This is a genomic window from Baekduia sp., from assembly GCF_035318805.1.
Taxonomy (GTDB): Bacteria; Actinomycetota; Thermoleophilia; order Solirubrobacterales; family Solirubrobacteraceae; genus Baekduia.
The window spans coordinates 76,342-102,630 of record NZ_DATHDY010000100.1; the positions used below are offsets into that span (position 1 = coordinate 76,342).

Here is a 26,289-nt window from a genome sequence, read left to right on the forward strand (position 1 = left end):
CCCGTAGCGGGGCCTGACCCCGCAACGACTTCGCCACGTCGTAACGTCCTCCCGTCCGTGCCCGCGCCCGCCGCCGTCATCCTGCCCACCGCCGGGCGCCCCGGGTACCTCGACGTCGCGCTCGCGTCGATCGCCCCGCAGGCCGCCGCGTTCGGTGCCGAGGTCCTCGTCGTCGACGACGGGCCGAGCGACGCTACCCGCGCGGTGGCCGCCCGCCACGGCGCCCGCTACGTCGCCCACGACCGCGGCCGCGGCCTGAACGCCGCGCGCAACACCGGCGCGCGCGAGACGACCGCACCGCTGCTGGCCTACGTGGACGACGACGTCGAGGTGCGGCCCGGATGGCTCGCCGCGCTGATCGTCGCCGACGCCGCCCAGCCCGCCGGCGTCGGCGTCTTCACCGGCCCGATCCGCGCGCGCTTCGACGGCCGTCCGCTGGCCCTCTGCGGCCGCGAGGACCCGCCGATCACGCACCTCGACCTCGGCCCCGGCGACCGCGACTGCGAGCACGCCTGGGGCGCGAACATGGCGGTGCGGCGCAGCGCGCTGGAGCGCGTCGGGCCGTTCGACGAGACGCGCGAGCTCTACGGCGACGAGCAGGAGTGGCAGGCGCGCCTCAAGGCCGGCGGCGGCCGGATCCGCTACGTGGCCGGCGCCGCGCTGGACCACCGCCGCGCGCAGGACGACGCGCGCATCGCCTCGCTGGCCCGTGCCGCGTACGCGCGCGGGCGCGCGAGCCGCCGCTTCGACGTCTTCAAGGGCACGGCCCCGGCGCCCCGAGAGGAGCTGCGGATCCTGGCCGGCTGCCTGCTGCACGGGCCGCGCTTCCGCTGCGCCAACGGCCCGATCCTGAGCGCCCATTCCCTCGGCCGCCTGCGCTCGCTGCTGGACGAGCGCGTCGCGCTGCCGGCCGTGCCGCCCGCCACGCCGGGCGTCGACGACTTCCTCTCGGGCCGCAGCGGCTTCGTCGCCGGCCGGCGCGGCCGGCTGCTCCGCGCGCACGACGCGCTGCTCGACCTCGCCGACCTCCCGGCCCGGCCCCGCCGCGCCCGCGCCGCGCGCGTCACGCCCCGCCGCCGGGTCCTGGTCGTCGGGATCGAGCGCCTCGACGTCGCCAACCTGATCCCGCACGCGCGCGCCGAGCTGGCCCGCTCGCGCCACGACGTGACGGTCGACATCGTGCCCGCGGGGACGCTCGGCAAGTTCGAGAACCTCGACGTCCTGCTCGGCCACCACGACCTTCCGTCCTTCGACTGGACCATCGTGATGGACGACGACGTGGCCCTTCCGCGGGACTTCGTCGACACGTTCGTCGCGTGCGCCGAGGCGGGCGGCCTGCGCGTGGCCCAGCCCGCGCACCGGCGCCACTCGCACGCCGCGTGGGACGTGACGCGGCGGCAGGCCGGCGGCGACTGGCGCGAGACGACGTTCGTAGAGATCGGACCGGTCACCGCCTTCGACCGCGAGGCCGCCGCCGTGCTGCTGCCGTTTCCCCAGAACCTCAAGATGGGGTGGGGCCTGGACGCGCACTGGAGCGCGGTGGCCCGGCAGCGCGGCTGGCGCATCGGCGTGGTCGACGCGACGCCGATCGGCCACACCATCCGCCCTGCGGCCGAGGGCTACCCGCGCGCGACCGCCGCGGCCGAGGCGCGCCGCTTCCTCGACGGCCGCGCCTACGTCCCGCGCGGCGAGGTCCGCACGCTGAGCAGCCACCGGATCGGCGAAAGAGCGACATGACTGACGCCGCGGCCCTCCGCCGCCGTGCGAGCGAGCCCCTGGGCGAGCTCGCGCCCGCGAAACGAGCCCCCTGGGCGAGGCTTCGCCCATGAAAGTTCTGGTCGTCGCCGAGTTCTACCCGCGGGTCGCCGACCCCGTGCTCGGCGTCTGGGCGCACCGGCAGGCGCTCGCCACGCGGGACGCCGGCGCCGACGTGCGCGTCGTCGTCCTGCACCGCCCGATCGCGCCGGCCGCGCGGATCGGCGACCCGCAGGCGTGGCGCGAGGCGATCGCCCAGCCCGGCCGCGCCGAGCTCGACGGCCTCGACGTCCGCTACGTGAAGTTCGTCTCGCCACCGCGCGGGCGCAGCTACCCGTACTGGGGCGCGTTCGCCGCGCCGGCGCTCGCGCTCGCGCTGCGCCGCATCCGGCGCACGTTCCCCTATGACCTGATCCACGCCCATTACGCGCTGCCCGCGGCCGACGCCGTGCTGCGCACGCGCCCCGGCGTCCCGCTGGTCATCTCCGAGCACGGCGGCGACGTCTTCCACACCGCGCGCCTGCCCGCCGGTCGCGCCAAGGTGCAGCGCGCGTTCGGCGCCGCCCGCATCGTGCTGGCCAACTCGCTCGGGATCGAGCACGCGGTCCAGGACCTCGGCGCGACCGAGACCCGCGTCGTGCACCTCGGCACCGACCTGACGCCGATGGAGCGCCGCCCGCCGGCGCAACCGACGCTCGTCACCGTCGGCCAGCTGATCGCCCGCAAGCGCCAGGCCGACGTGCTGCGCGCGATGTGGGTGCTGCGCGACCGGCGTCCCGACCTGCGCTACCGCCTGATCGGCGACGGGCCCGAGCGCGACGCGCTCGCCCTCCTGGCCGCGCAGCTGGACCTCGGCGACCGCGTCGAGTTCACCGGGTCGCTCAGCCACGAGGAGGCGATGCGCCGCGGCCGCGACGCGTCCGTGTTCGTGATGCCCTCGACCGACGAGGCGTTCGGCGTGGCCTACGTCGAGGCGATGGCCGCCGGGCTGCCGGCGATCGGGTCGCGCGGCGAGCCCGGGCCCGAGGACATCGCGCGCCTCGGCCACGGGATGCGGCTCGTCCCGCCCGGCGACCCCGAGGCGCTCGCGGCCGAGATCGACACGCTGCTCGACGGCGACTGGGGCGCGCGCATCGGCGCCGCCGCCCAGGCGACGGTCACCGCGCACTTCACCTGGCCGGCGTGCGGCGCCGCGACCGTCGCGGCCTACCGCGAGGCCCTCGACGGATGAGCGCGGACACCCGTCCGGTCCTGGTCGTCACCGTGACGGCGGACCGCGAGGTGCTGCGCGGATGAGCGCGGACACCCGTCCGGTCGTGGTCGTCACCAACCACGTGCCACCCGATCGCGCCGGAGCGTTCCGGGCGCTGCACGAGCGCGAGGGGATCGAGCTGGCCCTGTTCGGCGGCCGCTCGCACCACGCCACCGGCGCCGTGGACGACCCGGGCGTCCCGCACCGCGCGATCACCCAGCGCGAGGCCTACGGGTTGGCGGCGTCGGGCGCCTACCGCGCCGTGATCGCGGGCACCGCCGGGCGCACCGCGCTGCCCGCGGCGTGGCGCGGCGCCCGCCGCGCCGGGGTGCCGTTCGTCCTCTGGTCGGCCCTCTGGTCGCACCCGCGCACGCCCGCGCATGTGCTCGCCGGCGTGCCGCTGCTGCGCGCGATCTACCGCGGCGCCGACGCCGTCGTCACCTACGGCCCGCACGTCAGCGCGTTCGTCGCCGCGCGCGGCGCGCACAACGTCCACGTCGCGCCCCAGGCGGTCGACGTCGACTTCTGGAGCGCGCCCGCCGGCGCGCCCCACCGGCCGGCGGGCGCCGAGTTCGTCGCGCTGAACGTCGGGCGCCCCGCGCGCTACAAGGGCCTGACCGAGCTGCTGGCGGCCTGGAAGATGTCCGGCTTCGGACCACCGAAGGAGGCGCTGGAGCTCGCCGGGGAAGCCGAACCGGACCGCGACCCGGTCCCGGGCGTGCACGCCGCCGGTCGCCTCGACGCCCCGGCCCTGCGCAACTTCTACGCCGGTGCAGACGTCCTGGTGATGTCGGCCATCGCCACCCGCGAGTTCCGAGAGCCCTGGGGCCTGGTCGCCAACGAAGCCATGCATCAACGACTGCCCGTCATCGCCACCACCGCCGTCGGCGCCGCCGCCGGGGGCCTCGTGCGCCACGAGCGCAACGGCCTGGTCGTCCCCGCCGGGGACACCGCCGCGCTCGCCCGCGCGTTGCGCACCCTGCGCGACGACCCCACGCTGCGGGAGCGCCTCGGCGCCGCCGCCGCGCAGGACGCCGCCGCCCACACGTTCGCCGCGTGGGCCGCCGGGTTCTCGGAGGCACTGGTGAGCGTGGGCGCGGGCCACGAAGGGGATCGCTAACGTGTCTTTTCAGCAGGGACTCCAGCTTCACGAACGCCATCCCGGAGGCCCGCGTCGCGCCATGCGCCTCCGCCTCCTCACTGCCCTCGCCCTCGTCTTCGCGCTCGCCCTCCCGGCGCTCGCCCACGCCAGCGGCTCCGCGCTCATCAGGGACTGCACGCTCGACGGCGTGATCAACAAGACCTACTCGGCCAAGGACTACGCCGACGCGCTGGCCAACCTGCCCGCCGACGTCGACGAGTACAGCGACTGCCGCGATCAGATCAAGCGGGCGCAGCTGGCCGCCAGCGGCAGCGGCGGAAGCTCCAGCTCCGGCGGCGGCGGCACCACCGGCGGGGGCACCACCGGCGGCGGCACCACGGGCGGCAGCGGCGACACCGGCACCGCGGGCGGTGGCGCCGTGGATCCGCTGGCGACCGCCTCGCCCCAGGAGCGCGCCGCGTTCCAGAAGGCCGTCGTGGCCGGCAACGCGCCCGTCAAGCTCGACGGCCGGCCGTTGACGCCCGGCACGCTCGGTGGCGCGAAGTCCAGCAGCATCACCGATCTCCCGACCCCGCTGCTCGTCATGCTCGCGCTGCTCGCCGCCGGCGCGGTGTGCGCGGCCGCCCTCGGAACGAAACGCCTTGTCGACGGTCGCCGCACCGCCTAGCACCAGCTTCCTGGGGGAGCGCCGGGCGCCGCGGCTCCCGCGCGCCGAGCTCCTCTTCGGCGCGGCGCTCGCCGTCGCGCTCACCGCCGTCGGCCTCCGGGCCGGCGGCGGGCTGTCGCTGGGCTCGACCACCAAGGTCGAGATGCCGCTCGACGTGCTCGGCGGGCTGCTCGCGGCCCTCGCCGCGCTCGCCGCCAGCGGGCGCCGCTGGTGGGGCGGCCTGAGCATCGGCCTCTTCGTCGCCCTGGCCGCCGTGACCGCGCTGTCGATCACCTGGGCGGTCCAGCCCTCCGACGCGTGGCTGGAGGCCAACCGGACGATCTCCTACCTCGCCGTGTTCGCCGGCGGCGTGGTCTTCGCCCGGACGGGCGGCGCCTGGTGGAGCGCGGCCATCGGCGCGATCGTGGTCTCGACGACCGCGATCTGCATCTGGGCGATCCTCACCAAAGTGTTCCCCGGCGCGCTGGCCGGCGACGAGATCTACGCCCGCCTCCGCGAGCCGTTCGGCTACTGGAACGCCGTCGGCCTGACCGCTGCGCTCGGCGTCCCGCCCGCGCTGTGGCTGGGCGCGCGCCGCTCCGGCCACGCCGCGATCAACGCGCTCGCCTACCCCGTCATGGGGATCCTGCTGCTCACCGTCCTGCTGGCCTACTCGCGCGGCTCGCTGCTCGCCGTCGTCGTCGGCTGCGTGTTCTGGTTCGTCGTGGTGCCGCTGCGCCTGCGCGGCGTCGCGGTGCTGGCCGGCGGAGCGATCGGCGCGCTCGCGGCGACCGGCTGGGTCTTCGCCCAGGACACGCTGACCAAGGACAACGTCCCGATCTCCGAGCGCGCGACCTCGGGCCACGAGCTCGGGCTCGTCGTCGTCGTCATGGCGCTGCTGCTGCTGGCGCTCGGCCTTGCGGTCGGGTTCGCCGCCGCGCGCCGTGCGCCCTCCGAGCCGGCCCGCCGGCGCGCCGGCGCCGTGATCCTCGTCGGCGTCGCGCTCGTCCCGGTCGTGCTGGTCGTGGCGCTGGCGATGTCGTCCAAGGGCCTGGGCGGCTCGATCTCCAGCGGCTGGAAGTCGCTGACCGACCCCAACGACCAGACGCGCATCTTCAACGACCCGAGCCGCCTGACCTCGGTGGGCAGCGTCCGCGCGCGCTACTGGAACGAGTCGCTCAAGATCTTCGACGCGCACAAGCTCAAGGGCGTCGGCGCCGGCGGCTACAAGACCGCGCGGCTGCGGTACCGCACCGATCGCCTGACGGTCACCCATTCCCACGGCTACGGCGTGCAGACCGCCGCCGACCTCGGCATCATCGGCCTGGCGGCCAGCGGCGCGCTCCTGCTCGCCTGGCTCGTCGCCACGGGGCGTACGCTCGGCTGGCGCATCCCGCTGCCCGGTCCCGCGCGGCGCGCGCTGCGGCGCCCCGCATCCGCCGCCGGTCCCGACCCGCGCATCACGTTCGGGCCCGAGCACGTCGCGATGGCGACGCTCGCGACCGTCGTGCTCGTCTTCGGCATCCACTCGTTCGTGGACTGGACGTGGTTCGTCCCCGGCACCGCGGTGATCGCGCTGCTGGCCGCCGGCTGGGTCGCCGGGCGCGGCCCGCTGGACGAGCGCGCGCCGGACCCGCGCCTGCTCGGCGGCCGCCTGCGCGAGGGGATCCGCTCGCCCTGGCGCGTCGCCGGCGCCTGCCTGGCCGTCGCGCTCGGACTCGTCGCCGCATGGACGGCGTGGCAGCCGCTGCGCTCGGTCTCCGCCGACAACCAGGCGATCGCCGCCGCGGCCAAGGACTACCCCAAGGCGCTGACGCTGACCGGCGCGGCCCGTGCCCGCAACCCGCTGTCGATCGATCCGCTGCTGACGCTCGCCGTCGTCGAGAGCTCCCACCAGCACCCCGACCGTGCCCGCGCCGCGCTGGTCGCGGCGGTGCGACTGCAGCCGTCCAACCCGTCCACGTGGGAGTACCTCTCGCGCTTCGCGCTGGACCAGGAGAACGATCCGAAGCTCGCGCTGCGCCTCCTGGGCCCCGCGCTGTATCTCGATCCGAAGTCGCCGACCGGCGCCCAGGACTACCTCGACGCACTGCGGCTCCTGCAGCAGCAGGCCCAGCGTAAGGCCGACGCCAAGGCGAAGGCCGACGCCAAGGCGAAGGCCGAGGCCAAGGCGAAGGCCGACGCGCAGGCAAAGTCCAAGAAGCAGCGCCGCAAGGCCGGCTAGGCGCCCCCTGCCGTGAGGCTGCTCGCCGTCTGCCAGGTGGACCGGCCCGGGGGCCCGGAGATCGGGCTCCTGCGCCTGCTGCGCCGCCTCGAGGCGCGCGGCTGGGAGATCACGATCACGTCGCCCGGCGAGGAGGAGACCGCGCTCGCCGACGCGGGCTTCCCGTGGGAGCCGCTGGAGGTCGGTGGCCTGGCCCACGGCGCTGGCGCCCGCGCCGTCGCCTCGTGGCCGCGCGCCCGCCGGCTGTCGCGCGACACCGACGTCACCTACCTCAACGGCACGGTCGCCGGGCGGCTGCTGCCGGCGCTGCGCGGGCACGTGACCGCGCTGCACGTCCACGACATCGTCGAGCGGGTCCCGCGCCACTGGCACGGCGCCGACCTCGTGCTCGCCGACTCCAAGGCCGTCGGCGGCCGGCTCCACCCGCTCGACGTCCACGTCATCGGCTGCCCGGTCGAGCTCGACCCACCGCGGGCGCCCGCGCCGTGGCCGACCCGCGAGGACGGCGGCGGCCCCGTCGTCGGCTTCGTCGGCCGGCTCGTGCCTCGCAAGGGCGCGCTCGACCTCGTCAAGGCCGCGCCCGCGATCCGCGCCGCGCGGCCCGACGTGCGCGTCGTGGTCGTCGGCGACGACCCGTACGAGGACGAGGACTCCGACTACGCCATCGCCGTGCGCGCGTCGGCCGACGTCCACCACGTCGGGCGCGTCGCCGAGGCCGCGGGCATCCTCGCCCACCTCGACGTGCTCGTCCTGCCCTCGCGCCAGGAGCCGTTCGGCACGGTCGTGGCCGAGGCCATGGCCGCGGGCACGCCGGTCGTCGCCACGCGCGTCGACGGCCTGCCCGAGCTGGTGACCGACGGCGTCACCGGCGCCCTCGTCGAGCCCGGCGACACCGCCGCGCTGGCGGTCGCGGTCCTCCGCGTGCTCGACCAGCGCGACGTGATGGGCGCCGCGGCCCGGCAGGCGGCCGAGCGGTTCGGCGGCGACGTCTACGCCGACCGCATGGAGGAGCTGCTGCTCGAGGTCCTGCCGGGCGAGCGCGCCGAGCTGCGCCGCCGCGGCCTGCACGACGGCACCGCGACGTAGCGCCCGCGCGTCCCACGTGCAGGCGGCGCCCGCACGGGCCGCTAGCATCTGTGTTCGGGTGCCCTAACACGGGGCGCCCGACCGCTTCCCATGGCCCTCACTCGACGCGCACTCCTGGCCTCCGGCGGCGCCGCCGGACTCGCCGCAGCCGCGGCCGGCGCCGGCTTCGCCGCCGGCCAGGACCACGAGGACGGCTCGCCCCCGGACGCCGACGCCCACGTCGTCGCCTTCCACGGCGAGCACCAGGCCGGCATCGTCACGCCCGCCCAGGATCGGCTGCACTTCGCCGCCTTCGACCTCGAGCCGGACGTCACGCGCACCGACCTGCGCGACCTGCTGCGCGCGTGGACCACGGCGGCCGCCACGATGGCGGGCGGCGACGCGATCGGCACCGGCGCCGCCGGCGCCCAGCTCGCGCCGCCCGACGACACCGGCGAGGCGCTGGACCTCACGCCGGCGCGGCTGACCACGACGTTCGGCTTCGGCCCGACGCTGTTCGACGAGCGCTTCGGCCTCGCCGCCCACCGCCCCGCGGCGCTCTCCCGGCTGCCGGACCTGCCCGGCGACGCGCTGGACCGCTCGCGCAGCGACGGCGACCTCTGCGTCCAGGCCTGCGCCGACGACCCGCAGGTCGCGTTCCACGCCGTGCGCAACCTGGCGCGCATCGGCCGTGGGGTCGTGACCGTCCGGTGGTCGCAGCTGGGCTTCGGGCGCACGTCCTCGACCAGCCGCGCGCAGGCCACGCCGCGCAACCTGATGGGCTTCAAGGACGGCACGAACAACCTCAAGGCCGAGGACGCCCGCGCCCTGGCCGCGCACGTCTGGGTCGGCGACGCCGCCGCCGAGCCGGCCTGGCTGCGCGGCGGCAGCTACCTCGTCGCACGCCGGATCCGCATGCTCATCGAGGTGTGGGACCGCGCGTCGCTGGCCGACCAGGAGCAGACGATGGGCCGCACGAAGGTCGCGGGCGCGCCGCTGGGCGGCACCGACGAGTTCGCCACGCTCAAGCCCGGCACGCTGCCGGCCGACAGCCACGTGCGCCTCGCGCATCCCTCCAACAACGCCGACGCCCGCATCCTGCGCCGCGGCTACTCCTTCACCGACGGCCTGGACCACGAGCTGGGCCAGCTCGACGCGGGCCTGTTCTTCCTGGCCTACATGCGCGACCCCGCGGCGTTCATCACGCTGCAGAACCACCTCGGCGCCCACGACGCGCTCAACGAGTACATCAAGCACGTCGGCTCCGGGCTCTGGGCGATCGCGCCGGGGGTGCGGCGGGGCGGCTACGTCGGCGACAGGCTGATCGACGCGGTCTAGTGGGTCGCGCGGGAACGTTCGCCGGGGGATCCGGTGAGACGTTCCCGCGTGGCCCATTAGCATCGGAGTCGTGCGCCGTCGCGCCGCCGCCCTGCTCACCGTCTTCGTCGCCGCAGCGGCCGCGCCGGCCGGCGCGCAGGGCCCGCCGCACGTGCCGCCGCTGGCGTTCCGCAGCGCGACGCTCGTCCGGACCGACCGGACGATCGAGGTGCGGCTCAGCGCCGCGACCCAGGTCGCCGTCCGGGTCGTCGTCGCGCGCCGCGAGCTCCGCCTCGGCCAGGCCCACGGAGCGCTGGATCGGGGCACCACGGTCGTGCCCGTCCGCATCGGCCCGCGCGGGATCAAGCCGCTGCGCAAGGGCCTGCACGTGGACGTCGCGATCTACTACGGCGACCGCGAGCCAGTGCGCGCGCACGCAGCGCTGCTGCTCGGCGACGGCGAGCCGCAGCCGGTCACGGCCTAGGAGGTCCCTCATCCGCAAGGGAACCTGGCCCTCTGGGCCAGTGTTCCCCGAGCGCTCAGAACGCGCCGCGGCGCGTGAAGACCGCGGGGACGGTCTTGACCAGGATGGTCAGATCGAGGAACACCGACCACCGCTCGAGGTAGAGGAAGTCGAGCCGCACGAGGTCGTCGAAGTCGAGGTCCGAGCGGCCTGAGACCTGCCACAGGCCGGTGATCCCCGGCAGCACGAGGTAGCGCTTCTTGTGCCAGTTCTCGAGGCGGTCGAAGTCGCGCTGCGGCAGCGGCCGCGGGCCGACGAGCGACATCTGCCCGCGCAGCACGTTGATGAGCTGCGGTAGCTCGTCGAGCGAGAAGCGGCGCAGCATGCGGCCGACGCGGGTGACCCGCGGGTCGTCGCGCATCTTGAACAGCGCGCCGGTGGCCTCGTTGCGCCCCTCGAGCTCGGCCTGGCGGCGGTCCGCGTCGTGGTACATCGTCCGGAACTTCAGGCACGGGAACGGCACGCCGCCGATGCCGGGCCGCCACGAGCGGTAGAAGATCGGTCCCCGCGAGGTGAGCCGAACGGCCAGCGCCATGGCGAGCAGCAGCGGGCTGAGGACGAGCAGCAGCACCGAGGCGACCGCCACGTCGAAGGAGCGCTTCAGCGCGAAGTCGATGCCGTCGAAGACCGGCGGCTTGAGCTCGAAGAGCGGCACCGACTGGCCGGGGACGAACTCAGCGCGGTGGATCAGGATCTCCATCGTCGACGGCGCGATGCGCACGACGACGCCCTGCTGGTGGCAGGTGTCGACGAGGTCGACCGCCTGCTGCTGGGGGAACGCCGGGTCGGCGATGATGACCTCGTCGGCCTTGTGGTCGGCGACGATGGCGCCGATGTCGGCCAGCGCGCCGAGCGACCGCAGGCCGTTGTCGGGGCGTGGGGTCAGCGAGATGAAGCCGATGACCTGCACGGGGCTGTGCCCGCCGGAGGCCAGCAGCGCGTGCGCGACGGCCTCGATCTGCTCGCCGCTGCCGACGAGGATCGCACGGCGCTTGTAACCCGCCGCCCGGAGCATCAGGCCCGTCAGCTGCTCGTAGGCGAAGCGCGCCGTCGAGACGTAGGCGACCGCGAAGAACAGCGTCCCGTAGAAGATGTAGTAGCTCGAGAACTCCTCGCCGTTGACGACGGCGAAGATGAGCGCGACGAGCGTCGTCTGGAACAGCGACGCCACGATGCGCGTCAGCCCCGGACGCTGCGCGCGCTCGGCGTACAGCCCGGACCGCGCGAACAGCAGCGATGCGACCAGGAACGCGAACGGCACGTAGTCCTTGGCCTGCGCCCACGAGACGCTCGGCTCCCAGGCGTCGCGCGCGGCGGCCTTCAGGCAGAGCGCCGTGAAGATCGCGAGGATGATCGCCCCGAGATCGAGGGCGAGCAGGGAGACCACTCGGGCGCCACGCCGAAGCGTCGACCAGCGGAGGAGGAAGCTCATGCCCGGCGGCCGCTTGGCGCGCATGTCCTTGTCGGGCAGCGCGGCGTCCAACGGCGGAAGATCCACCGGCTTCAGGTCCGCAGGCTTCAGATTCGGCATCTCCCCTTCCTCAACGTGTGAGGGTGGCAGATGTCGCGGGTTCGTCATGCGAGATGTGTTTCAGGACCGGTCCCGTTTGGGACCGGCACCCGTGACGCTAGCGTGCTGGGCCGACGAGCACGTCTGCGCCCGACTCGTCGAGCGTGCGCTGCAGGCCCTCGCGGAGCCCGATCGTGGGCTCCCAGCCCAGGATCTGCTTGGCCAGGTCGATGTTCGGCTGGCGGATCTTCGGGTCGTCGGTGGGCAGCGCCTCGTACACGATCTCGGAGTCGCTGCCGGTCACCTCGATGACCGCCTCGGCGAGCTCCAGGAGCGTGAACTCGTTGGGGTTGCCGATGTTGACGGGGTCGTGGTAGCCGGACTCCGCCAGCGCGATCATGCCCGCGATCAGGTCGTTGACGTACGTGAAGGAGCGCGTCTGGCTGCCGTCGCCGAAGACCGTGATCGGCTTGGCCGACAGCGCCTGGCGCAGGAAGGTCGGGATCGCGCGGCCGTCGTTGGGGCGCATGCGCGGGCCGTAGGTGTTGAAGATGCGGATGATCGCCGTGTCCACGCCCTGCTGGCGGTGGTAGGCCATCGTGAGGGCCTCGGCGTAGCGCTTGGCCTCGTCGTAGACGCCGCGCGGGCCGATCGGGTTGACGTGGCCCCAGTAGCTCTCGGGCTGCGGATGGACCTGCGGGTCGCCGTAGACCTCGGAGGTCGAGGCGATCAGGAAGCGCGCGCGGTGGCGCTTGGCGAGCCCGAGCGTGTGGTGCGTGCCGTAGGAGCCGACCTTCAGCGTGTGCAGCGGCAGACGCAGGTAGTCGATCGGCGACGCGGGCGACGCCAGGTGGTAGACGACGTCGACCTGCTCGTCGACGAAGTACGGCTCGACGATGTCGGCCTGCAGGAACGTGAGCTCCGGCTGGCGGATGTGGGCGATGTTCGCCAGCGACCCCGTCTCGAGGTTGTCGACGCAGATGACGCGATGACCGCGGCGCAGCAGCTCGTCGCACAGATGCGATCCGAGGAAGCCGGCGCCGCCGGTGACGAGAGCGGTAGCCATGCGCGACAGCGTAACCACATGGCTGACCGGTGGGCCGGGCGCGGGCGTCGCCGCTCACCCCTGCGCGAACGTCACGTGCACGTGACGGCCGCGCTCGAGCAGCACCACGCGGCCCGCCTCGCGCAGCGCGAAGAGCGCGGCGCGCTCGGGGATCGAGAGCTCCGCGTCGGCCGGCGGCGCCGCGCCGGCCTCGACGTAGCGGCGCTCCAGCGCCAGCGCCTCGGCGTCCAGCAGCGGGGGCGCGACCTCGGCGTCGTCGCCGAGCACCTCGCCGCGCTCCAGCGCCGAGAGCCGCACGAGCGCGTCATTGGTCGGACCGTGCCGCGCTGCGTCGGGGTCGAGCACGGTCGCCTCGCCGAGCAGCTCGTCGTCGCGCAGGCGCCGGATCTCGACCACGTCGCCCTGGCCGACGCTCAGCGGCTCGGTGCACTGCAGCTGATGGAAGCGCCCTCCGAGCCAGCCGACGCGCGCCTCCGCCTCGGCCTGCCCGAGCACGACGAGCACGCGCCCGCCGTGCTCGAGCCGGGCGTCCACGGCGACGTCAAGCACGGGGCCCGCGGTCGGCGGGTCGTCGTCCGGCGCCCCGGCCGCGGGCCCCGGCGCCGGCGCCTCGGTCGGCACCGTCCCCGCCACCCAGCCACCGTCCTCCTTCTTCCAGATCGGCGCCTCGGCCTTGATGCGGTCGATGATCTCGCGGGCGCCCGCGAAGGCCTCCGGGCGGTGCGGCGCGCTGGCCGCCACGACGACCGACGCCTCGCCCAGCGCGACGCGCCCGACCCGGTGGTCGGCCGCCGCCGCGCACAGCCCGTGGCGCTCGACGGCGTCGGCGACGATCCGCTCGATCTGCTCTGCGGCCATCTCGGCATAGGCCTCGTAGTCGAGGAACCCGACGTCGCGCGTCGTCCCGCTGAACGTGACGATCGCGCCGGCGCGCGGGTCGGCCACGCGCGCCGCGACGTCGTCGACCGACAGCGGGCCGTCGAGCACCGCGCCGCCGCTCACCGGTGGGACGACCGCGAGCTCGTCGCCGGGCGACAGCACCACGTCGGGGTCGGCGTACTCGCGGTTGACCGCGAGCACGAGCGACACGCCGGGCGCCAGGTGCTCCACCTGCGCCAGGGCGTCGGCGACCCGGGCGCCGTCGGGGAGGTCGAGCTCGAGCTCGTCCCGCCCTGCGCGCTCACGCAGTCCCGCGAACAACCGCACACGCACTCTCACCCCCGAAGAGAGTACGGAGCGCCTCCGGTGCGCGGCTCCCCGCCGCGCCGCCGCCGGACCAAGGCGCAGGGCGCCGCCGGATCGCCGCGTCGTAACCTTCGCCACATGGCGACGACTCCTGCACAGGAGCGCTTGACGGTCGCGCCCATCGTGGGCCCGGACGACCCGAGGCGCTTCACCGACTCCGGCATCGAGGTCAAGGCGCTCTACACCGCCGAGGACCTCCCGGACAAGCTCGAGCTCGGCGAGCCCGGCGAGTTCCCCTACACCCGCGGCCCGCACCGCGAGATGTACCGCAAGCAGTTCTGGACGATGCGCCAGTACGCGGGCTACGCCAGCGCCAAGGAGTCCAACGAGCGCTACCGCTACCTGCTCTCCAAGGGCGGCACCGGCCTGTCGATGGCCTTCGACCTGCCCACGCAGCTCGGCCTGGACTCCGACAACCCGCGCTGCCTCGGCGAGGTCGGCCGCACCGGCGTCGCGATCGACACGATCGACGACATGCGCACGGCGTTCGACGGCATCCCGCTCGACCAGGTGTCGACGTCGATGACCATCAACGCGCCCGCCGCCTGCCTGATGCTCCTCTACGAGCTGGTCGGCGAGGAGCAGGGCGTCGAGTCCCAGAAGCTGCGCGGCACCACGCAGAACGACGTACTCAAGGAGTACATCGCGCGCGGCAACTACATCTACCCGCCCGTGCCGACCATGCGGTTGACGACCGACCTCTTCGCCTACTGCGCCGAGAACATCCCGAAGTGGAACACGGTGTCGATCTCCGGCTACCACTTCCGCGAGAAGGGCTCGTCAGCAGTGCAGGAGGTCGCCTTCACCCTCTGCTCCGGCATCGCGTACGTGCAGGCGGCGATCGCCGCCGGCCTGGCGGTCGACGACTTCGCCCCGCGCCTCGCCTTCTTCTTCAACGGCCACAACAACGTCTTCCAGGAGGTCGCGAAGTTCCGCGCCGCCCGGCGGATGTGGGCGCACATCATGCGCGACCGCTTCGGCGCCAAGGACCCCAAGTCGATGACCCTGCGCTTCCACACGCAGACCGGCGGCGTGACGCTGACCGCCCAGCAGCCGGAGAACAACATCGCGCGCGTCGCCCTGCAGGGCTTCGCCGCGGTCGCCGGCGGGACGCAGTCGCTGCACACCAACGGCTACGACGAGGCGCTCGCGCTGCCGACCGAGAAGGCCGCCAAGATCGCCGTGCGCACCCAGCAGGTCATCGCGCACGAGTCCGGCGCCACCGACACCGTCGACCCGTTCGCCGGCTCGTACTTCGTCGAGTCGCTGACCGAGGAGATCGAGTCGCGCGCGCAGGAGCTGATCGCCAAGGTCGACGAGCTCGGGGGCTCGGTCAACGCGATCGAGTTCATCACCGGCGAGATCGACGAGTCGGCCTGGGGCTACCAGGAGCGCTACCGCCTCGGCCAGGACATCGTCGTCGGCGTCAACAAGTACGAGGAGGACGAGATCGAGGTCCCGGACCTCCTCCGCGTCGACCCGGAGTCCGAGCACCAGCAGGTCGCGCGCCTGAAGAAGTTCAAGGCCGACCGCGACCAGACCCAGGTCGACTCGCGTCTCGACGCGCTGCGCACCGCGGCCGCCGGCACCGACAACCTCCTGCCGTTCATCAAGGACGCCCTGCGCGACCGCGCGTCGCTCGGCGAGGTCTGCGGAGCGATGCAGGACGTGTTCGGGAAATACGCGCCCACGTTCTAGCGGCGGGGGCCACCCGGCCCATCAACTAGGGTCCGGCGGATGCTCGCCGTGGACTTCACCAGCGTCGTCGTCGCGATCCACGTCATGGCCGTGGTCGCGGCCTTCGGCGTGACGTTCGCCTACCCCGTGTTCCTGCCGTACCTGCGGCGCAACCACCCGCAGGTGATGCCGGCGGTGCACGAAGCCCAGGGCCTGGTCAGCAGCCGGCTGATCATGCCGGGCATGGCCGTGATCCTGATCGCCGGCATCTACCTCGCGAGCAAGCTCGACGTGTGGTCGGAGGTGTGGGTCACCGTCCCGCTCGTGATCCTGCTGATCATCGGCGGCCTGGGCGGCATGTTCTTCACGCCCAACGAGCGCCGCCTCACCGAGCTGGCCCGCCGCGACCTCGACGCCGGCGGCGAGCTCGGCCCGGAGTACGCCGCGCTCTTCAGCCGCGTCGCGATCGTGGCCGCCGCGTGCAGCGGCCTCGTGCTCGTCGCGATCTTCTTCATGGTGGCCAAGCCCGGGGCCTAGGCGGCACAGGAGGTCGCGCCGCGCTGCGAGAGGCTCACCGGCGGACCTTCCTGACCGTGACGGCCATCGTCATCTCGGGGTGCTCCGTGCAGTAGAGCTTGAACGTCCCGGACTTCTTGAAGCGGTGCGTCCAGCTGCCGCCGGCCTGCGTCGGCGAGTTGAACTCCTCGGGACCGGACTCCGTGTAGACGTCGTGCAGCGCGAAGCCGCTGGAGTGCCAGACCCACTTGATGCGGTCGCCGACGTGGATGGTCGTCTTCGGCGGGTCGTAGTAATCGGTGTAGACGCCGACCGTGCGGGTCTTGCCGGTCGCGGCCTGGTGGCCGGTCGGGGCGGCTGCCGGCGCGAGCGCCGGCAGCGCGGCCGCCGCGCTCCCCGCCACGAGGGCGGAGAGCGCGACGGCCAGGCGGACGGGGTGCGTCATGACGCGGCGGTGATCTTCCCGGTCATGAACGGGTGGATGGCGCAGAAGTACGAGTACGTGCCGGGCGCGCTGAACGACACGGTGAACTTCTGCGGGAACACGGTCTTCGGGTCTCCGTCGAGCACGCCGGAGTTCAGGTACCCGTCGCCGTGGTTGCTGCCGTCGTAGCTCACGGGCGTCCCGGGAGCCTCGCTGGGGAACGCGTACTTGGGGTCGAACGCCAGCGTCGGCGGACCGGTTCCGGGCAGGGGCGCGACGAACGTCTTCTCCGCCTGCTTGCCCGCGGCCTTGACGTCCTTGGCGAACGTGAACGTGTGGTCCTCGGTCGTGCCGGGGGTCATCTCCAGCGTGACCGGGGTGCCGACCTTCGTGGTCAGGGACGCCGGGGTGAAGCGCAGCAGCACCGGACCGGGACCCCTGGTGTCGGGACCGGCCTCCACGGTGTTGGGATCCGCCGGGCCCTTGGCCTTGTCGAGCTTCTTGAGGGTCGCGATGTCCTTGTCCAGCTGGGTCTTGGCCCGGGCGGCGTCGACCTTGGCGGACGGCACCGGCGTGCTCTTGGACACGACCGACACCGAGGCCTTCATGCCGGGATGCACGGCGCAGTAGTAGGTGAAGCTCCCGGCCTTCGGGAACTTGACGACGAACGGCTTCGGCGGACCGGAGCCCGACGGCAGGCCCGAGCCCACGGCCGCGGCGCCCGTGTAGGCCTTCCCGCTGCCGGTCCCGAGTCCGACGATGGGCGGGATCACCGGCGTTCCCTGGCCGTTGAACCAGAACGGGGCGCCCGCCGCGTCGTTGACCGCGGAGATCGGGCGCGTCGCATCGGGCGCCGCGAGCGGCGGGGAGCCCTCGCCCTTCTTGGGGAAGTTGATCGTGTGGAAGCCCGCGATCGTGAACCTGACGCTGTCGCCGGCGTGCACCTTGATCGACTGCGGATAGAACCGGTTGACGTCGGCGTCCTTCGGAACGCCGGGCGGCGGCTTCTTCAGCGGCGGACCTGCCGACACGGCCTTCGTCGCGGCCGACGCGGCGCCGGGCAGCGCGAGGCTGCACAGGGCGAACGCGAAGGCGAACTTGGAGCTGCGGTGCATATCGACTCCCAACGCTTGAGTTACAGGGGCTTTGGACCGGACCCGCCCCTGCAGCTGGGTGCCGAGCGAGGAACCTAATTCCGGGTGAAGCGTGCGTGAAGGGGGGCTGTCCGTACATCGGGGAGATCCCTGGTTCACCCCGGACGTGCGGATATCCGCACTTGGAAGACCCCTCGGGCGGGACAGCGGTTGCAGGCCTTCGACCACGGGAAGGGATCGCCCTGGGCCGGGGCGAAACCCGACCTGATGTCCGAGCCCCGAGTGCAGCGCACCCTGGTGAAGTCCCCGCCCGAGCTGTGGGCCGAGATCAGCGACGTCAGCACCCTGGCGCGCCACCTCGGTGAGTTCGGCGAGATCCGCATCACCCGGCTGGAGAACGAGACCACCGTCGTCTGGGAGGGCGACCGCGCATGCGGCACAGTGGAGCTCGAGGCGTCCGGCTGGGGGACGAAGGTCACGATCACGGCGGCCGCGGTGGAGGCTGCAGAGCCCGAGCCAGAGCCGGCCGCCGTGGTGGAGCCCGAGCCCGAGGTGGTCGAGGTGATCGAGCCCGAGCCCGAGCCGGTCGCGGTGGTCGAGCCCGAGCCTGTCGCGGTGGCCGAGCCCGAGCCTGTCGCGGTGGTCGAGCCCGAGCCGGAGCCCGAGCCCGAGCCCGAGCTGGCGCAGGTCACCGAGTCGCTCGCCGTCCTGGAGCTCGATCCGGCGCCCGCGGATTCCCGCCGGGGCCTGTTCGCCCGGCTGTTTCGCCGGCGCGCCGCCGCCACGGCCCGCGTGGCCGAGCCGGCCCCCGAGCCTGAGCCCGTCGCGGTGATCGAGCCCGAGCCGGAGGCCGAGCCGGCCCCAGAGCCCGAGCCGGTCGCGGTCGTCGAGCCCGAGCCCGAGCCCGCTGCGGACCCCGAGCCCGAGCCTGAGCCCACTCCGCCCGCCGTCGCGTCCCTCGACGACGAGCACCTCGAAGCCGTCCTCGTCGGCGTCCTCGACGACCTCGGCTCCGCGCACCACCGCCCGTTCTCGCGCGGGTAGGCGAAGGCAGCAGACCGGCGCGCGGCTTCGCGAACTATCGTTCGCCGCCGCCCATGACCCAGCGCCAGCACAACCCCGAGACCTTCGACGAGAAGCTCGCTCAGCTCAACGAGCTGCGCGAGGCGGCGATGCACTCCTCGCCCGAGGCCGAGGAGAAGCAGCACGCACGCGGCAAGCTGACGGCGCGCGAGCGCATCGAGAAGCTGCTGGACCCGGGCTCCTTCCAGGAGCTCGACACGTTCGTCCGGCACCGCACGAGCGACTTCGACATGCAGAAGAACCGGCCGTGGGGCGACGCGGTCGTTACCGGCCACGGCACCATCGAGGGCCGGCGCGTCTGCGTGTTCTCGCAGGACTTCACCGTCTTCGGCGGCTCGCTCGGCGAGGTCATGGCCGAGAAGATGTGCAAGATCATGGACCTGGCGGCCAAGATCGGCTGCCCCGTGATCGGCATCAACGACTCGGGCGGCGCCCGCATCCAGGAAGGCGTGGTCTCCCTCGGCGCCTACGGCGACGTCTTCACTCGCAACGTCAAGTGCTCGGGCGTGATCCCCCAGGTCAGCCTGATCATGGGCCCGTGCGCGGGCGGCGCGGTCTACTCGCCGGCGATCACCGACTTCATCTTCATGGTGAAGGAGTCGTCGCACATGTTCATCACGGGTCCCGACGTCATCAAGACGGTCACCGGCGAGGAGGTGGACTTCGAGTCGCTCGGCGGCGCGATGACCCACAACACGAAGTCCGGCGTCGCCCACCTCGCGGCCGACGACGAGGAGCAGCTGCTCGAGGACACGCGCTTCCTCATGGGCTTCCTGCCGCAGAACAACCTCGAGATGCCGCCGCGCATCCACCCGACCGACGATCCCGACCGCCAGGACGCCGAGCTCGACACCGTCGTGCCCGACAACCCCAACAAGCCGTACGACATGCGCAACGTCATCCGGCTGGTCGTCGACGACGGCGAGTTCTTCGAGATCCACGAGCACTTCGCCAAGAACATCGTCTGCGGGTTCGCCCGCCTGGACGGGTTCTCGGTCGGCGTGGTGGGCAACCAGCCCGCGCACATGGCCGGCGTGCTCGACATCGACGCCTCGGCCAAGGCCGCGCGCTTCGTCCGAACCTGCGACGCCTACAACATCCCGCTCATCACGTTCACCGACGTCCCGGGCTTCCTGCCGGGCACGAGCCAGGAGTGGGGCGGCATCATCCGCCACGGCGCCAAGCTCCTGTACGCCTACACCGAGGCCACGGTCCCGAAGATCACGGTCATCACCCGCAAGGCCTACGGCGGCGCCTACGACGTCATGGCCTCCAAGCACCTGCTGGCCGACTTCAACTTCGCCTGGCCGCAGGCCGAGGTGGCGGTGATGGGCCCCGAGGGCGCCGTGAACATCATCTACCGCCGCGACCTCGCGAGCTCGCCGACGCCCGACGAGCGCCGCAAGAAGCTCATGAACGACTACAAGGCGCGCTTCGCCAACCCCTACAGCGCGGCCGAGCGCGGCTACATCGACGACGTCATCGTCCCGCACGAGACGCGCACCAAGCTCATCAACGCGCTGCACACCCTGCAGACCAAGCGCGAGCCCGGCCCCAAGCGCAAGCACGGCAACATCCCGCTGTGACAGTTGCGCGACGCAACCCACTCGGGTAGCGTCGCGCCCATGCCCGACGTCGTCATCGCCGGCGGCAGCGTCGCCGGCTGTGCCCTGGCCGCCCTGCTGGGCCGCCAGGGCATCCGCACCACCGTGCTGGAGCGCAGCACCAAGCCCGACCACTACAAGGTGGTCTGCACGCACTTCATCCAGGCCGGCGCCACGCCGGTGCTGGAGCGCCTCGGCCTCGCCGCCGCGATGGAGGAGGCCGGCGCCGTCCGCAACGGCCTGGAGGTGTGGACCGACGCGGGCTGGGCGACCCCCCGCGGCGACACGTTCGGCTACAGCCTGCGGCGCGAGAAGCTCGACCCGATGCTGCGCGAGCTCGCCGCCGAGACCCCGAACGTCGACGTCCGCCAGGGCGTCACCGTCACCGAGGTGCTGCGCGACCACACAGGCCGGCCGAGCGGGCTGGGCGGCCGCACCGCGGCCGGCGAGGACGTCGAGGTCCGCGCGCCGGTTGTGGTCGGCGCCGACGGCCGCGGCTCGGACGTCGCCCGCCTGGCCGGGATCCCCGGACGCGTCCAGCCCCACGGCCGCTTCGGGTACATGGCCTACTACGAGGACCTGCCGCTGGAGGCCGGCGAGCGCCGCTCGCAGATGTGGCTGCGCGGCCGCGACGTGCTCTACGCGTTCCCCAACGACGACGGGCTGACCATCGCCGCCGTCTTCCTCACCAAGGACCGCCTGCCCGCCTTCAAGGCCGACAAGGAGGGGGAGTTCGTCCGCGCGTTCGACGGCCTCTCGCGCCGTCCGAAGCTCGAGCAGGCGACCCGCGTGTCGCCGCTGATCGGCAAGATCGAGCTGCCGAACGTGCGCCGCCCGGCGGCCCGCGCGGGCATCGCGTTCGTCGGCGACGCGGCCCAGGCCAGCGACCCCGTGTGGGGCGTCGGCGTCGGCTTCGGCCTGCTGTCGGCGTCCTGGCTGGCCGACGAGATCGCCGGCCCCCTGCAGGCGGGCACCGACGTCGATCCGGCGCTGGAGCGCTACCGCCGCCGCCATCGCCGCCAGCTCGCCCTGCACCACCTGCAGATGTCGGACTACGCGCGCGGCCGCGGGCCCAACGCGCTGGAGCGCACCCTCTACCGGGCGGCCACGCGCGACGAGCGCACCGCGGAGCTGATGCACGACCTCGCGGCGCGCGCGGAGCCGCTGGACCGCATCATGCGCCCGCGCCGCATCGCGCGCGCGGCGGTCGTGGCGGCGGTCGGGCGATGAGCCTGCGGACGGCGGAGGTCACCGTGGCCGGCGTGCGCTCGCCGGTGTTCGAGACCGGGCCCGAGGGCGCCGAGGAGGCCGTCGTCTTCGTCCACGGCAACCCCGGCACCGGCCGCGACTGGGCGCTGCTGATGGAGCCGGCCGGGGCGTTCGCGCGCACCGTCGCGCTCGACATGCCGGGCTTCGCCGGCGCCGACAAGCCGGCCGGCTTCCCCTACACCGTGCCCGGCTACGCGGCGCACCTCGGCGGCGCGCTGGACCAGCTCGGCGTCCACCGGGCGCACCTCGTCCTGCACGACTTCGGCGGGCCATGGGGCCTGCAGTGGGCGGCCGACCATCCGGACGCGCACGCGTCGACCACGCTGATCAACACCGGCGTGCTGCTGCGCGAGGGCTGGCACGCGCTGGCGAAGGTGTGGAGGACGCCGGGGCTGGGCGAGCTGTTCTTCGCCGCCTCGTCGCGCCGTGGCACCCGCGCCTTCATGAAGCGGACCAACCCGCCGACGTTCCCGCAGTCCTTCGCCGACCAGATGTTCGACCTGTACGCCGACAAGGGCACGCGCCGCGCGGTGCTGCGGCTCTACCGCAACACGCCGATCGGCCCGCACGTCGAGGCGATCGCGCCGAAGCTGCGCGAGCACCCGCGGCCGGCGCTCGTGGTGTGGGGCGCCAAGGACCCGTACCTGAAGGTGCGGCTCGCCGAGCGCCAGCGCGAGGTGTTCCGCGACGCCCCCGTGACGATCCTCCCCGCCAGCGGCCACTGGCCCCTGGCCGACGACCCCGCCGGCGTCGCGAGCGCCGTCCTGCCGTTCCTGCGCGAGCAGACCGCACGCGCCGCAGCGGCCTCGTAGATTGGCGCGATGCTCTGCCAGCTGCGCACCTACCAGGTCCGTCCCGGCGCGATGGACGAGTTCGTCGCCCTCTGGCGCGACCACCTCGTGCCGCTGCGCGAGTCCCACGGCTACCAGGTGCTCGGCGCCTGGAACGACCCCAAGAAGGGGACGTTCGCGTGGGTCGTCGGCCACGAGGCGCCCGACGGGTGGGACGCCGCGGAGAAGATCTACTACGACGACCCGGCACGATCCGCGCTGCCGCGCGACCCCAAGGACCTCCTGCTGAGCGCGGACACGCAGGTCCTGCAGCCGGTCGCGGCAGACCGCCTGCAGCACTGAGGGAACTTCACACTTTCGGCCGGCTCCACCGGTAGGTTCGGCCGATGCAGACCCGTCGCCAGTTCGTCGCCCGCGCCGGGGGCGCGGCCGCCACCGTCCTCGTGCCCACCTCGCTCGCGGCGCCGCTGGCGGCGGCGCGCACGCGTCCGTTCGCGTCGGGGCGCTTCCCCGACGGCGTGATCTCCGGGGATCCGACGCCCAAGGGCATCAGCCTCTGGACGCGCCTGGATCCGTCGGGCGGCGGCGGGACCGGCACGGTGGAGCTCGAGGTCGCGACCGACAAGGCCTTCAAGAAGGTCGTCGCGCGCAAGAACGTCACGACCGGCGCGGCGTCCAACCACGCGGTCAAGGCGCGCGTGACGGGGCTCAAGGCCCACGAGGAGTACTACTACCGCTTCGCGACCAAGGGCACCGACAGCCCCGTCGGACGGTTCCGCACCGCGCTGCCGGCCGACTCCAAGGAGGACGTGAAGTTCGCGTTCTTCTCCTGCCAGGACTACACCCACGGCTACTACAACGCCCTGGACGTCATGGCCGACGGCGACTACGACTTCGTCGTCTGCCTCGGCGACTACATCTACGCCGAGGCCTACCACTCGGTCAAGGGCGGGACCGGGGTGCGCGACGACCACGTCGGCCGCGAGAACCCGGACAATCCGGGGATCGTCCGCGAGTCCGTGACGCTCGCCGACTACCGCGAGAAGTACCAGCTCTACCGCTCCGACCCCGCGCTGCGCGCGGTCCACGCCAAGTTCCCCATGGTCATGCTCTGGGACGACCATGAGGTGCAGGACAACTACGCCGGCAAGGAGCCCGACGGCGGCCTTCCGCCCGGCAACCACTTCAGCGCGGCGCGCAAGAAGGCCGCCCGCAAGGCGTTCTTCGAGTCGATGCCGGCGTTCGCCACCGGCGAGCGGCTGTACCGCACGCTGCGGTTCGGCTCGACCGTCGAGCTGATCGTCATGGACCAGCGCTCCTACCGCGCCGACCAGCCGTGCGACGACGCGGTCGTCGCGCCGTGCGCCGACTACGACCAGCCGCGCGACTTCCTCGGCCGGCCGCAGATGGACTTCGTCAAGGGCGCGCTGAAGAAGTCGACGGCGACGTGGAAGATCATGGCCAACGAGGTGACGGTCATGCCGACCCGCGTGCTCGGCGGCGCCAACCACACGTATGACAACTGGGAAGGCTACCCGCGCGAGCGCGAGGAGCTGCTGACCTACATCCGCGATCAGCAGATCAAGGACGTGGTCTTCGTCACCGGCGACATCCACACGTTCATCGCCGGTGACGTCCGCACCGGCGACGGCGCGACCGGCGACACCGTCGCCACCGAGCTGGTCGGCGGGTCCATCACCTCCCAGTCTCTGGGCGAGACCGACCTCGACGCCGGCGGCGGCACGATCATCAAGGGCAACGACGCCAACCCCGCGACGCCGCCGGCCCTGATCGACTCGCTGCGCGGCATCAACCCCCAGGTCGACAACGCCGATTTCGACCACCACGGGTTCGGCTCCGTCGTCGCCAAGCCGTCCGGTCTGTCGTGCGAGCTCGTGCGCCTGCAGACCATCAAGAAGAAGACCACCAAGAAGCTGCCCTCCGCCGACTGGACCTACCACATCACCCCGGGCCAGCCGAGCATCAAGGGCCAGCACGGGCCGGCGGCGTAGGGGGCGGCCGCGGCGCCGGCGGCTGCCGGGGCCGGCGGTGTAGGGGCCGGCGGTGTAGGGGCCGGCGGCGTAGGGGCCGGCGGTGCCGCGGCGCGTGGTCGGCGGTGCCGCGGCGCGGTCGGTCGCGGCGTTCCGCTCGGGCGCCGGTGGTGCCGCGACGCGCGGTCGGTCGTGGCGTTCCGCTCGGGCGCCGGTGGTGCCGCGGCGCGGGGTCTGTTGGCAATGACAAGAGCATGCGCGCGCGGGCACGAGGCGGGGCCGGTCGTCCGCGGGCGCCCGGGAGGGAGGGTGGGCCCGAACACCGCGGTCAGACCGCGCCAAACAGGCCCACCGCCCCCGACCCACCGCCAACGCCCCACGGTGGGCCCGAACACCGCGGTCACACCGCGCCAAACAGGCCCACCGCCCCCGGCCCCGACCGCCGCGGACGACACGACACGCCAGCGGCCGCCCCCACGCCCGTTCCCGTCGCCGATCCCCGACCGCCTCCCGCACACCGACCCCGTCGGAGCGGAACGCCACACGCGCCCGCCCCGCGACCCTCCTCCAACGGCCTACAACCTCATCGTCGCCGCCTCCACGCGCCCGTCGCGCCACGCCGCCAGCGCCGCGGACGCGATCGCCAGGTCCTGGATGGCCAGGCCGGTCGAGTCGAACATCGTCACGGCCTCGGCGCCCGGGCGGCCGGGCGCCTCGCCGGCCAGGACGGCGCCGAGGTCGGTGACCTGGTCGCGCGTCACGAGGCCTTCCTCGACCGCTCCCGTCAGCTCCCCGCCGTGCGAGGCCTGCGCCCACTCGTCGCAGAACAGCGCGCACGCGGCGACCGCGTCGATCGAGGCCTCCGCCTTGCCGGGGCCGTCGGCGCCGAGCATGTTGTAGTGCTGGCCCGGACGGAGATCGCCGGCGTCGACGACGACCTCCCGGCCGGGCGTGATGCAGCACACGACGTCGGCGTCCAGTGCCTCCTCGCGCGTTCCGGCGCGCCAGCCCAGCTCGGCCGCCAGCGCTTCGGCGACCTCCGGCCGCGGGTCGAAGCACACGCCCGGGCCGTAGCCGTCGGCCGCCAGGCAGCGCGCGGTCCAGGCGCCGTGCAGGCCGCAGCCGACGATCCCGACGGTGGATGCGCCCTCGCGCGCCAGCGCCCGCGCCGCGACGGGCGCGACCGCGCCGGTCCGCAGCGCGGTGACCGACCGGGCGTCGACGACGGCCAGCGGCTCCGACGTCGTCGCGTCGCTGACCAGCAGCACCCCCATCACCGTCGGCAGGTCGAGCGCCGGGTTGCCGGGAAACGACGAGATCCACTTCAGGATCGCCAGCCCGTCGCCGAGCGCCGGCATCGCCCGGAAGTCGCCGTGCGGCGGCGCTTCGAGGTAGACCTTGGCCGGCATTCGCCACTCGCCGGCGCGATGGCGCAGGAACGCCTCGCGCGTGCGGTCGATGGCCTCGCGCGGCGACACCGCGGCGAGCACCGCATCGTGGTCCAGGACGGGGACGGCTGGCATGGCCGGAAGACTAGGAGACTGTGTCGCTGTCGCGACTGGGGACCCACCTCCGGCGGCGACGGCTGGCCATCGTGGGCCTCGGCCTCGCTGGCCGCCTACGGCACCCCCTAGGGCGGCACGTTCGGGCACGAGTAGCGTTAGCGGAACGAGATGACCCAGGATCCGCCCCCCTTCGACCTCAAGCACGCCCGCGAGGCGTTCGCGACCTCCGCCCGCCTGCACGGCGAGGCCACGCGCCGCGGCGCCGCCGCGCTGACACCAGACGACTTCGACCGCCTCCGCGCCGCCGACGCCGCCCACGTCGCCGCGCTGCGCGAGGGCCGCATCGAGGACGCCATCCACGCGGACGACGACTTCCACCGCGTGCTTCTGGACGCCGCCGGCGATCCCGACCTGCGCGTCAGCGTCGACCTGCTGCTGCCCCGGCTGCATCGCATGGACCTCTGGATCTTCACCCGCAAGGCGTTCTCGGCCGGCGACAACACGCACCCGGAGATCATCGCCGCGCTGCAGGCCGGCGACGTCGACACCGCGGTCGACCTCGTGCAGCGCAGCCACTCCGAGGCCGGCGAGGCGCTCTCCGCGGCCCTGGAGCGCACGTGACCGAGATCG

23 protein-coding genes are annotated in these 26,289 nt (G+C 73.6%); 17 read left to right on the forward strand and 6 right to left on the reverse strand.

Translation table 11 applies throughout. The features are described 5' to 3' along the window. The first annotated feature begins 57 nt into the window (after positions 1-57). From VK501_RS21385 to VK501_RS21420, 8 genes are all read left to right on the forward strand, one after another. On the forward strand, positions 58-1,737 hold the full coding sequence (locus tag VK501_RS21385) for a glycosyltransferase (RefSeq protein ID WP_324341009.1): 1,680 nt from the start codon (positions 58-60) through the stop codon (positions 1,735-1,737). Between the two features lie 88 nt (positions 1,738-1,825). Continuing rightward, positions 1,826-2,986: a glycosyltransferase gene (locus VK501_RS21390; protein WP_324341011.1), complete on the forward strand. Its 1,161-nt coding sequence runs from the start codon at positions 1,826-1,828 to the stop codon at positions 2,984-2,986. A gap of 61 nt (positions 2,987-3,047) precedes the next feature. Beyond that, entirely contained in the window at positions 3,048-4,127 is a 1,080-nt protein-coding gene (locus tag VK501_RS21395; protein WP_324341013.1) for a glycosyltransferase family 4 protein, read from the forward strand. A gap of 61 nt (positions 4,128-4,188) precedes the next feature. Then, positions 4,189-4,776 (forward strand): hypothetical protein, encoded by a 588-nt coding sequence (locus VK501_RS21400; protein WP_324341014.1) that lies wholly within the window; start codon positions 4,189-4,191, stop codon positions 4,774-4,776. Beyond that, a complete protein-coding gene (locus tag VK501_RS21405) occupies positions 4,751-6,979 on the forward strand; it encodes an O-antigen ligase family protein (protein WP_324341016.1) in 2,229 nt (742 codons plus the stop codon). The genes VK501_RS21400 and VK501_RS21405 overlap by 26 nt, the downstream gene beginning before the upstream one ends. Before the next feature lie 12 nt (positions 6,980-6,991). Further along, positions 6,992-8,065, forward strand: a complete 1,074-nt coding sequence (locus VK501_RS21410) for a glycosyltransferase (RefSeq protein WP_324341018.1) — start codon at positions 6,992-6,994, stop codon at positions 8,063-8,065. Positions 8,066-8,155: 90 nt separating this feature from the next. After that, on the forward strand, positions 8,156-9,382 hold the full coding sequence (efeB, locus tag VK501_RS21415; protein ID WP_324341020.1) for an iron uptake transporter deferrochelatase/peroxidase subunit: 1,227 nt from the start codon (positions 8,156-8,158) through the stop codon (positions 9,380-9,382). A gap of 70 nt (positions 9,383-9,452) precedes the next feature. After that, positions 9,453-9,845, forward strand: coding sequence for a hypothetical protein (locus tag VK501_RS21420; RefSeq protein WP_324341022.1), 393 nt, complete (start codon positions 9,453-9,455; stop codon positions 9,843-9,845). Positions 9,846-9,900: 55 nt separating this feature from the next. Here VK501_RS21420 and VK501_RS21425 read toward each other — a convergent pair whose 3' ends face one another. The 3 genes from VK501_RS21425 to VK501_RS21435 form a co-directional block, all read right to left on the reverse strand. Beyond that, positions 9,901-11,415 (reverse strand): sugar transferase, encoded by a 1,515-nt coding sequence (locus VK501_RS21425; RefSeq protein WP_324341024.1) that lies wholly within the window; start codon positions 11,413-11,415, stop codon positions 9,901-9,903. A gap of 97 nt (positions 11,416-11,512) precedes the next feature. Further along, positions 11,513-12,460: a UDP-glucuronic acid decarboxylase family protein gene (locus VK501_RS21430; protein ID WP_324341026.1), complete on the reverse strand. Its 948-nt coding sequence runs from the start codon at positions 12,458-12,460 to the stop codon at positions 11,513-11,515. Positions 12,461-12,514: 54 nt separating this feature from the next. Next, the gene (locus VK501_RS21435; RefSeq protein ID WP_324341028.1) at positions 12,515-13,678 is read right to left on the reverse strand and encodes a molybdenum cofactor biosynthesis protein; all 1,164 of its coding nucleotides are present in this window, start codon (positions 13,676-13,678) and stop codon (positions 12,515-12,517) included. 105 nt (positions 13,679-13,783) lie between these two features. Between VK501_RS21435 and VK501_RS21440 the strand changes: the two genes are divergently transcribed. Beyond that, positions 13,784-15,403 (forward strand): acyl-CoA mutase large subunit family protein, encoded by a 1,620-nt coding sequence (locus VK501_RS21440; protein WP_324341030.1) that lies wholly within the window; start codon positions 13,784-13,786, stop codon positions 15,401-15,403. A 39-nt stretch (positions 15,404-15,442) separates the two neighbouring features. Further along, positions 15,443-15,919, forward strand: a complete 477-nt coding sequence (locus tag VK501_RS21445; protein ID WP_324341032.1) for a DUF2269 family protein — start codon at positions 15,443-15,445, stop codon at positions 15,917-15,919. 34 nt (positions 15,920-15,953) lie between these two features. Here VK501_RS21445 and VK501_RS21450 read toward each other — a convergent pair whose 3' ends face one another. Next, positions 15,954-16,343, reverse strand: a complete 390-nt coding sequence (locus tag VK501_RS21450) for a hypothetical protein (RefSeq protein WP_324341033.1) — start codon at positions 16,341-16,343, stop codon at positions 15,954-15,956. Continuing rightward, positions 16,340-17,437: a hypothetical protein gene (locus VK501_RS21455; protein WP_324341034.1), complete on the reverse strand. Its 1,098-nt coding sequence runs from the start codon at positions 17,435-17,437 to the stop codon at positions 16,340-16,342. The genes VK501_RS21450 and VK501_RS21455 overlap by 4 nt, the downstream gene beginning before the upstream one ends. Positions 17,438-17,683: 246 nt before the next feature. Here VK501_RS21455 and VK501_RS21460 point away from each other — a divergent pair, with 246 nt between their 5' ends. The 6 genes from VK501_RS21460 to VK501_RS21485 are packed head-to-tail and all read left to right on the forward strand — an operon-like array spanning position 17,684 to position 24,175. Further along, positions 17,684-18,460, forward strand: a complete 777-nt coding sequence (locus tag VK501_RS21460) for a hypothetical protein (protein WP_324341036.1) — start codon at positions 17,684-17,686, stop codon at positions 18,458-18,460. A gap of 53 nt (positions 18,461-18,513) precedes the next feature. After that, positions 18,514-20,085, forward strand: coding sequence for an acyl-CoA carboxylase subunit beta (locus VK501_RS21465; protein ID WP_324341038.1), 1,572 nt, complete (start codon positions 18,514-18,516; stop codon positions 20,083-20,085). A 39-nt stretch (positions 20,086-20,124) separates the two neighbouring features. Further along, entirely contained in the window at positions 20,125-21,333 is a 1,209-nt protein-coding gene (locus VK501_RS21470; RefSeq protein ID WP_324341039.1) for an NAD(P)/FAD-dependent oxidoreductase, read from the forward strand. Beyond that, positions 21,330-22,184: an alpha/beta fold hydrolase gene (locus VK501_RS21475; RefSeq protein ID WP_324341040.1), complete on the forward strand. Its 855-nt coding sequence runs from the start codon at positions 21,330-21,332 to the stop codon at positions 22,182-22,184. The genes VK501_RS21470 and VK501_RS21475 overlap by 4 nt, the downstream gene beginning before the upstream one ends. 9 nt (positions 22,185-22,193) lie before the next feature. Further along, positions 22,194-22,505 (forward strand): NIPSNAP family protein, encoded by a 312-nt coding sequence (locus VK501_RS21480; protein WP_324341042.1) that lies wholly within the window; start codon positions 22,194-22,196, stop codon positions 22,503-22,505. 44 nt (positions 22,506-22,549) lie between these two features. After that, positions 22,550-24,175, forward strand: coding sequence for an alkaline phosphatase D family protein (locus VK501_RS21485; protein WP_324341043.1), 1,626 nt, complete (start codon positions 22,550-22,552; stop codon positions 24,173-24,175). 554 nt (positions 24,176-24,729) lie between these two features. Here the strand turns inward: VK501_RS21485 and VK501_RS21490 are convergent. Continuing rightward, positions 24,730-25,677, reverse strand: a complete 948-nt coding sequence (locus tag VK501_RS21490) for an ornithine cyclodeaminase family protein (RefSeq protein WP_324341045.1) — start codon at positions 25,675-25,677, stop codon at positions 24,730-24,732. A gap of 150 nt (positions 25,678-25,827) precedes the next feature. Between VK501_RS21490 and VK501_RS21495 the strand changes: the two genes are divergently transcribed. Further along, positions 25,828-26,280 (forward strand): FCD domain-containing protein, encoded by a 453-nt coding sequence (locus tag VK501_RS21495; protein ID WP_324341047.1) that lies wholly within the window; start codon positions 25,828-25,830, stop codon positions 26,278-26,280. The last annotated feature ends 9 nt before the right edge of the window (positions 26,281-26,289 follow it).